Source organism: Brotomerdimonas butyrica (assembly GCF_025567305.1).
Lineage (GTDB): Bacteria > Bacillota > Clostridia > Peptostreptococcales > Anaerovoracaceae > Lentihominibacter > Lentihominibacter butyricus.
The window spans coordinates 95,354-109,497 of record NZ_JAOQJP010000009.1 but is presented as its reverse complement, the minus strand read 5'-3'; the positions used below and the strand labels follow the sequence as shown (position 1 = coordinate 109,497).

Sequence of the window (14,144 nt, the reverse complement as noted above, 5' to 3'; positions counted from 1 at the left end):
AATACCAGAGAATTATGTTGATTTCCAGTATAATTCGAAAATTGTTTTTTCACCGATATCCTGTCGGCCTGCTGCATCAGTCAAGCGGTTCATAGTCGAGCACTGCATCCTGCTGCTTGAGCTTCACAGCCTTCAGGAACACGCGCGCCGTATCCATGCATGTCATTACCGAGATGCCTCTCTCGATAGCCTTTCGTCTTACCGGGAAGCTTTCTCTTTCCTTTCGGTTCGCAACTACAGGAATGTTTATTACGAGAGCGATCTTCTCGTCGCTCTCACTGTCATGGTTCATGATCCACTTCTGCGCCGTATCGTAATCCATCGGCTCTACAGGTATGTCATGCGCCATGATGAATTCTATCGTGTCATCAGTCGCATAGAGACGGAATCCTGCCTCTGCATAGTCCCTCAGGATGTCTGCCGTATATGTGTTCTGCTCAGACTCCTTGAGCGTCACGAAAACGTTTCCGTTCGTCGGTATGCTCATTCCTGCACCGAGGAAACCCTTGTAGATCGCCTTGTCCAGATCTTTGTCTATTCCGAGCACTTCGCCTGTCGACTTCATTTCAGGTCCGAGAGCGATGTCCATGTCGGTAAGTTTTGCACTCGAGAACACCGGAACCTTTACGGCGTACTCTTCAGTCTTTTTGTAAAGGCCTGTGCCGTATTCGCTGTCTCTGAGCTTATGGCCCAGCATAGCTGCAACTGCAAGCTTTACCATAGGAACTCTTGTCACCTTGCTCAGGATAGGCACTGTACGCGACGCTCTAGGGTTCACTTCTATGACGTAGATCTTCTTTCCGTCATATGCGTACTGGATGTTCACAAGACCCACCACATTGAGGGCCTTCGAGATCCTCTTCGTGTAGTCTTCGAGAGTCTTTTCCACTTCCTCTGAAAGCGAATAGTTCGGATATACCGAAATACTGTCTCCGGAGTGTACGCCTGCCCTTTCCACGTGCTCCATGATGCCCGGGATCAGGATGTCTTCGCCGTCTGCTATAGCATCGACTTCGATCTCCTTGCCCTGGATATACTGGTCTATCAGAACAGGATGCTCTGTCGAAAGCGATACGGCTTCCTTCAGATATCTCTTGAGCTCTACATCGTTGTATACGACCTGCATAGCACGTCCGCCTATTACATATGACGGTCTTACCACGAGCGGATACCCGAGCTTTCTGACTGCTGCGAATGCGTCTTCCTCGCTCGTTACAGCAACACCTTCAGGCACTGCTATGCCGAGCTCGTCAAGGAGTTCGCAGAATTTTTCTCTGTCCTCAGCCAGGTCAATATTGCTGTATGATGTTCCTAGTATGTTTATGCTTCGGCTGCTGAGTTTTTCAGCGAGGTTCAGCGATGTCTGTCCGCCGAACTGTATGATAACTCCCTGAGGACGCTCTCTCTTGATAACGTTCATAACGTTGTCTATATGCAGCGACTCGAAGTACAGCTTGTCCGATGTATCGAAGTCGGTACTTACTGTCTCAGGGTTGTTGTTCATGATTATCGCTTCGTATCCGAGTTCCTTGATGGCCCATACGCCCTGTACGCAGCAGTAGTCGAACTCGATACCCTGTCCTATCCTTATCGGACCTGAACCTATTACCAGTATCTTTTTCTCGTGGCTCCTTACGCTCTCATCCTCTTCATCGTAGCATGAATAGTAGTAAGGCGTCAGCGCATCGAACTCTCCGCCACAGGTATCTACCATCTTGTATACAGGATAGATATCGTTATATACTCGTATATCCTGCAGAACGTCTCTTGTCGTTCCCGAAAGAGTGATGATATCCGTATCAGTGAAGCCTCTCGACTCTGCCTCGTATACCATTTCCTTGGTCAGCGGCTCTGTCTGCAGTCTGTTCTCCAGATCGATTATTCCTCTGATCTTGTTGAGGAACCATCTGTCTATCTTCGTCAGATTGTAAAGATCCTCGACTGTCATCAGCTCTCTTCTCATGACTTCCGCGATGCAGAATATCCTCTCGTCATCGCACGCCTTGAGCTTTTCCACGAGGTCAGCATCGTTCAGACCTGAAACGAACGGTATGTGCAGACCGTCGCACTTGATCTCGATCGATGTGAGCGCCTTGAGCAGCGCGCTCTCGAATGTCCTGTCTATGGACATTACCTCGCCCGTAGCCTTCATCTGTGTGCCGAGCTTTCTCGATGCTGTCCTGAACTTGTCGAAAGGCCATTTCGGGAACTTTACGACAACGTAGTCGAGCGTAGGCTCAAAGCACGCGCTCGTCGTCTGTGTAACGTAGTTCGAGAGCTCGTCCAGGTTGTATCCGATGGCGATCTTCGCTGCTATCTTTGCGATCGGATATCCTGCAGCCTTCGATGCGAGTGCTGACGAACGGCTTACTCGAGGGTTTACCTCTATTACTATGTATTTTCCCGTGTCAGGATCGAGTGCGAACTGCACGTTGCATCCGCCTTCGATCTCGAGGTTTCTTATGATCTTTATCGAAGCATCTCTGAGCATCTGATACTCAGCGTCTCTGAGAGTCTGGGTAGGTGCGACTACGATACTGTCGCCTGTATGCACTCCTACAGGGTCAAGGTTTTCCATGCTGCATATTATGATGCAGTTGTCACGGCTGTCTCTGATGACTTCATACTCGATCTCCTTCCAGCCTGCAACCGACTTTTCGAGCAGGATCTGACCGATCGCGCTGTTTTCCATTCCCTTGACGCAAAGAAGCTCCAGCTCCTTCTTGTTTTCCGCGATACCGCCGCCTGTTCCACCGAGCGTATACGCAGGTCTTATGATAACAGGGAATCCTTCTTTTTCAACGAAATCATAGCATTCATCCATCGATGTCGCAATGACACTGCTCGGTATAGGTTCGCCTATATCCTGCATCAGCGTCTTGAATTCTTCTCTGTCTTCTGCTCTTTTGATGCTTTCTTTATTTACACCCAGCAGAGCCACGCCGTACTTTTCGAGGATGCCCTTGCTTTCCAGCTCCATAGCCAGGTTCAGCCCTGTCTGTCCGCCGAATCCTGCCAGTATGCCGTCAGGTCTCTCCTTTGCAAGGATCTGTTCGAGAGCTTCTTCAGTGAGCGGCTCCATGTAGACCTTGTCTGCGATCCCCTTGTCTGTCATGATCGTTGCAGGGTTGCTGTTTACCAGTATAGTCTCTATGCCTTCTTCCCTGATGGCCTTGCATGCCTGAGTTCCCGCATAGTCGAATTCCGCAGCCTGTCCTATAACGATCGGGCCGGAACCGATGATAAGTATTTTTTTCAGATATGGCTTCTTAGGCATTGATTCTGTCCCCTTTCATCATGTTTATGAATTTATCGAAAAGATATCCCGTATCGTTTGGTCCGGGTGATGCTTCCGGGTGGAACTGCACTGAAAATACAGGCAGGTCTCTGTGCTCTATACCCTCTACCGTTCCGTCGTTGAGATTGAGGTGTGTGATCTCCATTCCCTTGAGGATTATGCTTTCATACTGAACGGCGAATCCGTGGTTCTGCGATGTTATGTACGAGCGCTTCGTATTCTTGTCGAACACACCGTGGTTGCCTCCGCGGTGTCCGTACTTGAGTTTGTATGTCTTTCCTCCGAATGCGAGCGCGAGCACCTGGTGGCCCATGCATATGCCGAACATAGGTGCCTCATTCGCACTGATCAGCTTCTTCACTTCTTCTATGGCCTCTGCTGCTTCCTCCGGATCTCCGGGGCCGTTCGTCAGGAATATGCCGTCCGGCTTTCCTGCCAGTATAGTCTCGGCCGATGTTCCGTAAGGATATATCGTAAGGTCGCAGTTTCTTTCGCGCAGGCATGTCAGTATGTTGCCCTTTACACCGAAGTCCATCACAGCGACGCTGAACGGTTTTTCATCCGAGTCTGCAAGGCTCTTCAGCTCTACTTTCTCTTTGACGCCGACTTCTTTCATCCAGTCGCCTCTGAGCTCTGCCTCCGCACATCTCCTGGCAGCTTCGCTGATCGAGATGCCTTCTGTGCTTATCACGCACTTGACTGTTCCCTTGTTTCTTATCTTCTTGGTTATCTGTCTTGTATCGACTCCGAACACTCCCGGGACCTCCATGTTCCTGAGCCATTCATCTATCGTCATTATGCTGTTGCTGTTCGACGGCGCATCGCACAGATCCTTTACGACAACTCCGAAAGCGTGCACTTTCTCCGATTCGTTATCGATCCTGCTTATGCCGTAATTTCCGATCAGCGGATATGTCATGTTTATTATCTGGCCCTTGTACGACGGGTCAGTGAGTATTTTCTGATATCCTGTCATCGATGTATTGAATACGAGTTCTCCGACAGCTGTTCCCCTGAATCCGAATCCGTGACCCTTGAACACGGTCCCGTCTTCCAGGTAGATCAAACCTTCCATTTTTTCAATCGTCTTAATCATAATCCTATGCCTTATCTCCTTACACACTAGATCCACAGCATTTCTGCCATCAGTAAATAATTATACACTGTTATAAATGTTTATGCAACATTATTCATCGTTTTTTTTGAAATATACACCAGCATGTCATTCCCGTTCCGCCGGGGCCTGCCTTTTCAGCTGTGCTCCTTCGAGGTATCCACGTTCATATACACCGAAGCTCCCGATGCTGCCAGCTTTCCGGTCCTCCCGCTGTATGCCTCGCACGTCAGCTGGGTTATCCTTCTGCCTGCCGCGATCGCCTTAGCCGTCACGAGGAGCGTATCGCCTACCTTTACGGGACGTATATATTTTACATCAAGACTTATCGTCGGTGCAAAGTTTTCTTCTGCATAAAACCTGGCAAGCGCAGCTATCGTCAGATCGAATGCCGTGCATATCATTCCGCCGTGCATATCGCCGACGCGGTTTGCCTGCCACGGCTGTACAGGAAATGCAAATGTTATCGTGCGGTCCTCGAATGAGCAGCCCGCTGCTTCTGATCGCATCATCCCGTTTATCCGGTCTTTCTGGTCCTCGTTGTTTTCTCGCAGTGTCTTTTCTACAAAGGCTTCCAGCCTCAGCTGCCCGGCTGTTTTTTTCTCCGGCATTACACGCCTCCTTCCTGAATATCCTGCATTTTCTATGTATCATATATCACAGGCGGTTTCACCTGATAACATCCTCCATCGTATAGCTTCCCGGTGCTTTTCCTTCCATGAAAAGTGCAGCGTCACATGCTCCCGAGGCATAGCAGTTCCAGTCATACGCATCGTGTGATATTTCCAGCTTTTCACCCATACATCCGAATATGACCGTATGCGTGCTCGGCGTGTTGCCTGCTCTCACCGAATGGAATGTTATATCATCGTACGACTTGTCCGGCGACTTTGCCGCCATCTCCTCCGCAAACTCTATCGCCGTGCCGCTCGGTGCGTCTTTCTTTGTCTCGCTGTGCATGTCGATTATCTCTATCCTGCACTTGTCTCCCAGCTTTGCAGCAGCCTGTCCCAGCAGTTCTTTCATCACATTCACGACGTATGAAGTATTTGACGCTTTCATCACCGGTATGACTTCCGCTGCTTCCAGTATCTGCTTCGTCTGCTCATCAGTAAAGCCTGTCGTTCCGCAAATGAATGCCTTTCCATGCCACCTGCAGCTTTCAAGCACCTTCATCGAAAGCTCGACTGTCGAAAAGTCTATCACCAGGTCGCATTCTCCTATTATCTTCTCTATGTCATCGTATACCAGCGCTCCCGCCTCAGTACCGAGACCTGCGGCAAGTCCTATATCAGTGCCGATATACTCTCGTCCCGGCGCGCCGACACCGCCGACGATCTCTATACCGTCCCTGTCATGAGCTGCGCGCACTATCAGGCTCCCCATACTGCCTCTTGGTGCTGTTATCACTGCTTTTACCATTTCCATATCCCTCCTGTCTGCAATCTCTGCCGCCTTCCGGCGCTCCGATCGTTCTGAGCATTCCGGGCGGCCTTCCTGACGAAAACTCAGTTCGGCTTCTGTTCGTTCACAGCGGTCTGCAGGAACTGTTCTATCGCCTTCACCGGCTCCTCTTTGTTTATCGTCAGCCGTATGAACGGCTCTTTGCCTCCGTTTATCATCATCTTTGCACCGTACTTCGCAACAAGTGCCGCCATGACAGGCTCTGTCAGCTTGACGTTTTCCCACAGTCCGAAAATGATCTTGTAGCCCTGCTGGGTTATTTCCTTCACTCCCAGCCTGCCTGCCATCGCTCTTATCTTCGATATCTTGACGAGGTTCATGGTATCCTTCGGTATGTCTCCGAATCTGTCGAGAAGCTCATCGACTATCTCCGCCTCGTCCTCGTCGCTTTCGATCATCGCTATCTTCTTGTACATCTGCAGTCTCAGCACTTCGTTTTCTATATATCGTTTCGGTATCACCGCCGGTATCGCCAGACTGAACGCCGTCTCTTCCGCCTGCGGCAGCGTTTCCTTGCCTTTTGCAGCATCGACGGCTTCTTCCAGCATCTTGCAGTAGAGCTCATACCCTATGCTGAGCATGTGCCCGGACTGTTCTGTGCCAAGTATGTTTCCGGCGCCGCGCAGTTCGAGGTCTTTCATCGCGATCCTGAACCCGGACCCGAACTCCGTGAACTCCCTGATAGCACGCAGGCGCTTTTCCGCGATCTCGCTCAGATTCCTGTCTTTCGTATACATCAGATATGCATACGCCATCCTGCCTGAACGCCCCACTCTGCCTCTCAGCTGATGGAGCTGCGCCAGTCCGAACCTGTCTGCATCCAGCACGATCATCGTGTTCACGTTCGGTATATCTATCCCCGATTCTATGATCGTCGTTGCGACCAGCACATTGTATTCGCCTTCCGAAAAATCTATTATTATATTCTCAAGCTGCTTTTCACGCATCTTGCCATGTCCGACGACTACATCGGCATCCGGCACCAGCGCTTCGATATCGCTGGCGACACGGTTTATCGACTCAACGCGGTTGTACAGCACGTATACCTGACCGCCTCTTGCCAGCTCCTTTTCTATCGCTTCTCTTATCACGAAATCGTCCTGCTCCATAACATATGTCTGGACAGGATATCTGTCTTCAGGCGGCTCCTCGATGACGCTCATGTCCTTAACACCTGACAGAGACATGTGCAGCGTCCTCGGTATCGGGGTAGCCGACAGCGTCAGCACGTCCACATTAGTCTTCAGCTGCTTGAGCCTTTCCTTGTGCTTCACGCCGAATCTCTGCTCCTCATCTATCACCAGCAGACCGAGATCCTTGAACTTTACATCTTCAGACAGCAGTCTGTGCGTTCCTATCACCATGTCGACGCTGCCGTTCTCAAGGCCTTCTATTATGCGTTTCTGCTGTGCTGCGCTCTTGAACCTCGACATCATCTCGACCTTGAACGGGAATTTTTCAAAGCGATCTTTCATCGTGTAGTAGTGCTGGTTCGCCAGAAGCGTCGTCGGCACGAGCACCGCCGCCTGTTTTCCGTCAGCCACGCATTTGAAAAGAGCCCTGGCGGCAACTTCGGTCTTGCCGAATCCGACGTCTCCGCACAGCAGTCTGTCCATCGGCGAATCCTTTTCCATGTCGCCTTTTATCTCATCCACGCATCTGAGCTGGTCATCGGTCTCGGCATACGGGAAGCTGTCCTCGAATTCATGCTGCCAGACCGTATCCTCCGAGAAGGCATAGCCTTTTTCGTTCATCCTCGCTGCCGACACGCGTATCAGTTCCTCAGCCATATCGTTCACGGCTTTCTGCGCTCTCGCCTTGGTCTGCTTCCACTCGCTGCCGGAAAGCTTGTTCAGTCTTGGCGTCACGCCATCTCCTCCGACGTACTTCTGGAGCATCCCCAGCTGATCCACCGGGATGTAAAGCGAGTCCTCACCTGCATACTTTACTTTGAGGTAATCCTTCTTCACCCCCTGGACGACCAGCTGCTCTATGCCCATGAACTTGCCGATACCGTGGCTTTCATGAACTACATAGTCGCCTTCCTGCACGTCCGAGAAGCTCTTGATCTGAGAGCCTGCTGAGCGTTTCGAGCGTTTTTTCTTCCTGCGGCTGCCGCCGAAAATATCGCCTTCCCAGATATAGCACTCTTTCCTGTCACAGAGCTCCATGCCTGCCGTCAGTACACCTTTTCTGACCGACGCCTTTCCTGTCAGATTTTCATGTGTCAGGAACTCCTGCACGCTTTTCATCCGCTCGTCGCTGCTACAGACGATCGTAACGGTGTACCCTCGCGCAGCATAGTTTTCCAGCTCGGTTTTGAGGATATCCATCCTGCCGTTGAAGACAGGAGCCTGCCTGCATTCCACATTTATCAGCTCTTTGAGGAACGGCGCCTTTTTTATCGTGCTGACGAACGGCGTCAATATATAGCCTTCCTTTTCATAGAGCCTGAAATAATCGGCCTGGCCGGACATCGATGCGAAATCCTCTCCGATGCCTCTGCCTGCCGCAAGTATCGCGTCTATATCGTCCGCACGTTCTTTTTCATATGCCTCCAGTGTCTCGAGGATCCTGGCAGGATCGTCTATGAAAAGCTGCGGATCGTCCATGTAGTCCCAGATGTACATTGTCTCGTCATAAAAATAATTTATGAACTTTTCCATGTACTGCAGGTTTATCATGCTCTCCGTGTATTCCAGAAGCTGCTGCTTTCGCTGTTTGAGGTTGTATACGGTCTCGCTGCTGCCCTCTTTCTTTTCGAGAGCCTTTATGCGCCTGTCATACGCTCTGGTGATCCTCTTTCCGGCAGCCTCGAACACTTCGTGATCCTTTGCTATATGAGAACACGGATATACCGATATATCGCTGAGCGCCTCTATCGAGCGCTGCGTGAGGCTGTCGAATGTCCTTATCGAGTCTACTTCCGTGTCGAACAGCTCCACTCTGTACGGATCGTCACTGTCCGGCGTGAAGATGTCTATTATTCCGCCTCTGATGCTGTATTCTCCGCGGCTTTCTATCATTGAGACCCGCTCGTATCCCATCAGAGTCAGACGCCTTTTTATCTCTTCGGGATCTGCGTCTTCCCCGAGCTTCAGCCTGAGTACATTCTCTTCGAATATCTCTCTGGGCGGCAGCTTTTTCACCGCACCCGTAACGGGAGCGATCACTATGCATTCCTCGCCTGCAGTGACAGCGCGCAGCACTTTCATGCGTTCCAGCAGATCATCATTGCTTCTCGCTTCATACTGCAGGAAAGTCTCTTCCTCCTGCGGCAGTATGTAGATATTGCGCGTATTAAAAAAAGAAAGGTCCGCTGCCAGTCGTTTCGCTCTGTTAAAAGTAGAAACAACAATAAGACTCTGACCTTTTTTCTCATTGATTAAATCTGATATGATCGGTGCGACGCAACCTTCAGCTGCACCTGTAATGTTGATCATTCCCTTTTCTGCCACTTGATCCCTCACACTGATAAACGCACACCGGCGCCCGCATCGCCTATTCCGCCTTGTCGCGTGCCGGCGCCTTTGCTTTTACATTATATTCATTCATAGCTCTGTCTATACCCTTTTCAAGTATGCAGAGCACCGCGTCTGCCGCCTTGTCGACAGCCTCCGCGATAACGTCCTTTTCCTGACTTGCGACCTTGCCTATCACGAAATCCTTCCAGTCGAGCCCGCCGCTCTTGCCGATGCCGATCCTCACTCTCGGGAAATCTCCGGATCCGAGATGCGAGATCACCGATTTCATTCCGTTATGACTTCCGGCGCTGCCTTTTTTCCTCACGCGTATCGAGCCTGTCTCGAGATCGAAGTCATCATATATCACTATGACGTCTTCAAGATCCACATCGTAATAATCCACTACTTCTCTGACCGATTCGCCGCTGAGGTTCATGTAGGTCTGAGGCTTCACAAGAAGGGCCTTCCGGCCGGAGATCCTTCCCTCTCCGACCAGAGCCCTGTGCTTCATCCTGTTTACACTTATGCCGCATTTCTCAGCTATGCGGTCCACGACGAGAAACCCCATATTGTGCCGCGTATTTTCATATTTTTTTCCGGGATTCCCCAGTCCTGCAATAACAAACATTAACGTCCGTTCCTTTCATCTGTCCGCCGCATCTTCCGGCATAAAACTAGTCGAAGAGTTTGCTTATCGAATCGTTTGTAAATACTCTTGTCATCGCCTCTGCGAACAGCGGTGCAACAGAAAGCATCTTCATCTTTTCTATCTTCTTTTCTTCAGGGATCGGCAGTGTGTTGAGGAGGATCAGCTCTTCTATAGCCGAGTTTTCTATCCTCTCTATTGCCGGGCCTGAAAGCACTGCATGTGTAGCACATGCTCTTACGCTTGCAGCGCCCATTTCCTTGAGCGCATTTGCCGCATTCGTTATAGTTCCTGCTGTATCTATCATATCATCGACGAGTATGCAGTTCTTGCCTTCGATATCTCCGATGATGTTCATTATCTCGCTCTTGTTAGGCTCAGGTCTTCTCTTGTCAACTATAGCGATAGGAGCATTGAGCGGCTGAGCCATGTTTCTTGCTCTAGTAACGCTTCCGTGGTCAGGAGAAACGACTACCACGTTGTCCATGTTTTCTTCCATGAAATGCTTAGTCAGTATAGGCATGCCTACGAGGTGATCCACAGGGATGTCGAAGTAACCCTGTATCTGAGCTGCATGCAGATCCATAGTCAGCACTCTGTCTGCACCTGCCGCCATCAGAAGGTTTGCAACCAGCTTTGCTGTGATCGGATCTCTGGCCTTTGCTTTTCTGTCCTGTCTCGCATATCCGTAGTAAGGGATAACTGCATTGATCCTTCCTGCAGATGCGCGCTTCATTGCATCTATCATGATAAGAAGCTCCATGAGATTGTCGTTTACCGGATCGCATGTCGACTGTACTATATAGCAGTCAACGCCTCTTACCGATTCCCACAGATTAACAGATATCTCTCCGTCACTGAATTTGTTTACAGTAGCTCTTCCAAGAGGTTTTCCCATTATCGATGTGATCTCTTCTGCAAGCTCCAAGTGAGAGTTGCCTGCAAATACCTTGTAGTTTGAAAATGCACTGTTTTTCATTTGTTTCTCCTACCTCAACTTTCTGTTCAACTGATGTTTATTTTTTTAAGATGCCTTTTTTCTCTACCCAGCCTTCCAGCGTCCTGCCTTTGGCTCTGGCTACGTAAAGCGCACCATCCGGTACGTCTTCTGTTATCGTGCTGCCTGCCGCTATGTATGCGTCTTTTCCAACGTGCACAGGTGAAACCAGGTTCACGTTGCAGCCGATGAATGCTCCGTCCTCGACGACTGAACGGTATTTTCTGCTTCCGTCGTAGTTCACGAACACGACTCCGCATCCGAGATTCACGCGCTCGCCGACGTCGGAATCTCCCACATATGTAAGGTGCGCCGCTTTCGCGCCGTCACCAAGCTTTGAATTCTTTATCTCTACGAAATCTCCCACCTTGCAGCCGTCTCCGACTTCACTGTTCGGTCTGAGATATGCAAACGGTCCCACTGAAGTACCGCTGCCGACTTTGCTTTCCAGTATCACAGAGCTCTGGATCGACGTGTCGTCTCCGATCACGGAATCCTTTATCCTGCTGTTCTGTCCGATCGTGCAGTTTTCACCGATCGTCACATCGCCTTCGATAACTACGCAGGGATATATCACAGTCCCGGCCCCTATCGTCACGCCTTCTTCTATATATGCGGTCCTGATATCTATGAACCTGACGCCGGCTTCCAGATAGTCCAGATTTCTGCTTATACGCTGTCTCTCAAGTTTTTCGTATTCTTTTATATCCATAAAGCTCTCTCCTTAAAACCTCTTGTCTTTTTCGAGGATCATCTCTCCGACTTTATATATGTCTCCGGCACCCATCGTTATGACCAGATCTCCCGGTTCCGCATTGTTGTATACGAAGTTCGCGATTTCCTCAAAGTCGCTGAAGAAATAAACGTCCTTCGCCGGATCCTCTTCCTTTATCCTGTTCATCAGGCTCTTCGAGCTTATCTTGTATATGTTCTTCTCTCTTGCCGCATATATCTCTGCGAGCACGACCTTGTCCGCATCTGTGAATGAAGTCGCAAAGTCATCCAGCAGCGCCATCGTTCTCGTATATGTGTGCGGCTGGAACAGACACCACATATGATTGTGCTTCATCTTCTTCACCGCTGACAGCGTAGCCTTTATCTCCGTCGGATGATGAGCATAGTCGTCTATGATCTTTATATTGTTCGCGGTCTTGCCGAGAACATCGAAACGTCTCTGTATACCGTTGAAGTTTTCGAGAGTCCTGACCATGCTGTCAACATCGACACCCAGGATATGCCCGCATGCAAAAGCAGACAGCGCATTCAGCACATTGTGTTCTCCCGGTACCGACAGCGCTATGCGGCACAGCTCCTTCCCTCCATGGTTGACTGTGAATCTCGGCATGCCTTCATTGTCAAAGTCTATGTCAGATGCAAAATAGTCGCAGCTTTCGCCGAGTCCGAACGTTACGGCATTCGGAAGTCCTTCGATCACGCTCTTTACAAACGGGTTTGCGTCATATGCGATGACCGCTCCGTCCGAAGGCACGAGTTTCGCGAACTTGTCAAAAGAGCTTGCTATATGCTCGACATCCTTGAAATAGTCGAGATGGTCTGAATCTATGTTCAGGATTATCTCGATCTTCGGCTTGAGGTTAAGGAAGCTGTCCATGTACTCGCATGCTTCCGTAACGAAATACTCGTTCTCTCCTATATAAACATTGCCGTCTATCTCTGCGAGATTTCCACCGACCAGGATAGTAGGCTCTTTCTGTGCTTCCTTTAAAATCAAAGAAACCATAGAAGTCGTTGTAGTCTTGCCGTGTGTTCCCGAAACAGCTATGCTGTTCCTGTACTCGTCCATCAGCACTCCGAGTGCCTGTGCTCTCGTTATCGCGGGTATCCCGCGTTCATCGGCTCTGGCAAGTTCAGGATTGTCCCTCCCTATCGCCGAAGAGTAGATCACGAGATCCACATCGTCTACATTTTTCGCTCTATGGCCTAAATATATTCTGGCTCCCTGTTCGATGAGCCTTTCTGTCATTTCACTTTCTCTCATATCTGATCCGGAAACCTCATATCCTCTTGACAGGAGTATCTCCGCTATCGCAGATAGTCCGATACCACCGATCCCGATGCAGTGGATCTTCTTATAATCAGGCAAATTAATCATTCCTGCGCCTCCTCAGTTATAGATAAAACGATTATATCATATTTGGCTTTAAAAATGCGCCTTATTTGCAAAAAAACACATTTGACAACAAATGCGAATGATATTATTATATTTTCAATAATAGTTCGTTTTATTTGTGTGTTCACATTCTGGAGGTGTATATGAAAAGGAGTCACAGAGTCGGAGCTATCTGCCAGATACTGACCGAATCACCGGAGCGCGTCTTTAATCTTAAATATTTCTGCGACAGGTTCTCTGCAGCAAAATCAAGCATCAGCGAGGATATCAGCGCTGCAAAGGAAGCTGTCGAAGCTACCGGTTACGGATATATCGAAACGATACCCGGCGCCGCAGGCGGAGTCAAATACGTGCCGGACATTTCGCCGGAACGGGCTGCGGAAGTGCAGCAGCATCTCTGTGATCTGCTCAGGGAAGACGGCCGCATCCTCGGCGGAGGTTTCCTGTATACTTCAGACATAATGTACGATCCTGCTATCGTAAAAGACATGGCGCGCATCTTTGCAAAAAAATTCAGAGAGTCCGGAGCGAACTATGTTGCTACGATAGAAACGAAAGGCATCCCTGTGGCATTCATGACCGCACAGCTTCTCAACCTGCCCGTCGTAGTTGTCAGAAGAGAAACGAAGATATCGGAAGGTGCTACGGTCAGCATCAATTATTTTCCCGGCTCGTCGGAAAGACTTCAGAAAATGTCTATTTCCAAAAGAGCTGCAGCCCCCGGTTCCAAGGCGCTCATCATCGATGACTTCATGCGCGGCGGCGGCAGCATAAAGGGCATCGTCGAAATACTGTCAGAGGTGGATATCGAAGTCGTGGGGATCGGGGTAGCTATCGTAAACACCAAACCTGAGAAGAAAAAAGTCAGTGATTATTTTCCTATCGTATATCTCGGAGATGTAGATGAAAATAACAAGTTTGTGGAGGTAATTCCTAATTGTCAGATTTTTTAAAATAATGCTTGTTTATATGATTATTCTATTATATAATACTATCGTTAAAATCAAAACATAATACAACGGCATGAAAG

At 49.5% G+C, this 14,144-nt stretch carries 10 protein-coding genes; 1 reads left to right on the top strand and 9 read right to left on the bottom strand.

The features are described from left to right. Positions 1-76: 76 nt before the first annotated feature. The 9 genes from carB to murC all read right to left on the bottom strand — a co-directional run bounded on the left by carB (position 77) and on the right by murC (position 13,096). On the bottom strand, positions 77-3,277 hold the full coding sequence (gene carB / locus OCV59_RS07800) for a carbamoyl-phosphate synthase (glutamine-hydrolyzing) large subunit (protein WP_147593926.1): 3,201 nt from the start codon (positions 3,275-3,277) through the stop codon (positions 77-79). After that, on the bottom strand, positions 3,270-4,373 hold the full coding sequence (gene carA / locus OCV59_RS07795; RefSeq protein ID WP_147593955.1) for a glutamine-hydrolyzing carbamoyl-phosphate synthase small subunit: 1,104 nt from the start codon (positions 4,371-4,373) through the stop codon (positions 3,270-3,272). Before carA ends, carB begins: the two co-directional genes overlap by 8 nt. Positions 4,374-4,549: 176 nt before the next feature. Continuing rightward, a complete protein-coding gene (locus OCV59_RS07790) occupies positions 4,550-5,023 on the bottom strand; it encodes a PaaI family thioesterase (RefSeq protein WP_147593925.1) in 474 nt (157 codons plus the stop codon). Between the two features lie 58 nt (positions 5,024-5,081). After that, a complete protein-coding gene (gene dapB / locus OCV59_RS07785; RefSeq protein WP_147593954.1) occupies positions 5,082-5,834 on the bottom strand; it encodes a 4-hydroxy-tetrahydrodipicolinate reductase in 753 nt (250 codons plus the stop codon). Between the two features lie 86 nt (positions 5,835-5,920). Then, on the bottom strand, positions 5,921-9,334 hold the full coding sequence (mfd, locus tag OCV59_RS07780) for a transcription-repair coupling factor (protein ID WP_147593924.1): 3,414 nt from the start codon (positions 9,332-9,334) through the stop codon (positions 5,921-5,923). A gap of 43 nt (positions 9,335-9,377) precedes the next feature. After that, complete coding sequence (pth, locus tag OCV59_RS07775; RefSeq protein WP_147593923.1) at positions 9,378-9,968, bottom strand: aminoacyl-tRNA hydrolase; 591 nt, start codon at positions 9,966-9,968, stop codon at positions 9,378-9,380. A gap of 46 nt (positions 9,969-10,014) precedes the next feature. Continuing rightward, positions 10,015-10,965 (bottom strand): ribose-phosphate diphosphokinase, encoded by a 951-nt coding sequence (locus tag OCV59_RS07770; protein WP_147593922.1) that lies wholly within the window; start codon positions 10,963-10,965, stop codon positions 10,015-10,017. A gap of 37 nt (positions 10,966-11,002) precedes the next feature. Then, a complete protein-coding gene (locus tag OCV59_RS07765) occupies positions 11,003-11,695 on the bottom strand; it encodes a DapH/DapD/GlmU-related protein (protein ID WP_147593921.1) in 693 nt (230 codons plus the stop codon). A gap of 12 nt (positions 11,696-11,707) precedes the next feature. Continuing rightward, entirely contained in the window at positions 11,708-13,096 is a 1,389-nt protein-coding gene (gene murC, locus OCV59_RS07760) for a UDP-N-acetylmuramate--L-alanine ligase (protein ID WP_147593920.1), read from the bottom strand. Positions 13,097-13,257: 161 nt separating this feature from the next. Between murC and purR the strand changes: the two genes are divergently transcribed. Continuing rightward, a complete protein-coding gene (purR, locus tag OCV59_RS07755) occupies positions 13,258-14,067 on the top strand; it encodes a pur operon repressor (protein ID WP_147593919.1) in 810 nt (269 codons plus the stop codon). Positions 14,068-14,144: the final 77 nt, after the last annotated feature.

Coding starts and splice junctions, on each gene's coding strand:
- carB (WP_147593926.1), bottom strand. CDS start 3,277: ATGCCTAAGAAGCCATATCTGAAAAAAATACTTATCATCGGTTCCGGC.
- carA (WP_147593955.1), bottom strand. CDS start 4,373: ATGGAAGGTTTGATCTACCTGGAAGACGGGACCGTGTTCAAGGGTCAC.
- OCV59_RS07790 (WP_147593925.1), bottom strand. CDS start 5,023: ATGCCGGAGAAAAAAACAGCCGGGCAGCTGAGGCTGGAAGCCTTTGTA.
- dapB (WP_147593954.1), bottom strand. CDS start 5,834: ATGGTAAAAGCAGTGATAACAGCACCAAGAGGCAGTATGGGGAGCCTG.
- pth (WP_147593923.1), bottom strand. CDS start 9,968: ATGTTTGTTATTGCAGGACTGGGGAATCCCGGAAAAAAATATGAAAAT.
- OCV59_RS07770 (WP_147593922.1), bottom strand. CDS start 10,965: ATGAAAAACAGTGCATTTTCAAACTACAAGGTATTTGCAGGCAACTCT.
- OCV59_RS07765 (WP_147593921.1), bottom strand. CDS start 11,695: ATGGATATAAAAGAATACGAAAAACTTGAGAGACAGCGTATAAGCAGA.
- murC (WP_147593920.1), bottom strand. CDS start 13,096: ATGATTAATTTGCCTGATTATAAGAAGATCCACTGCATCGGGATCGGT.
- purR (WP_147593919.1), top strand. CDS start 13,258: ATGAAAAGGAGTCACAGAGTCGGAGCTATCTGCCAGATACTGACCGAA.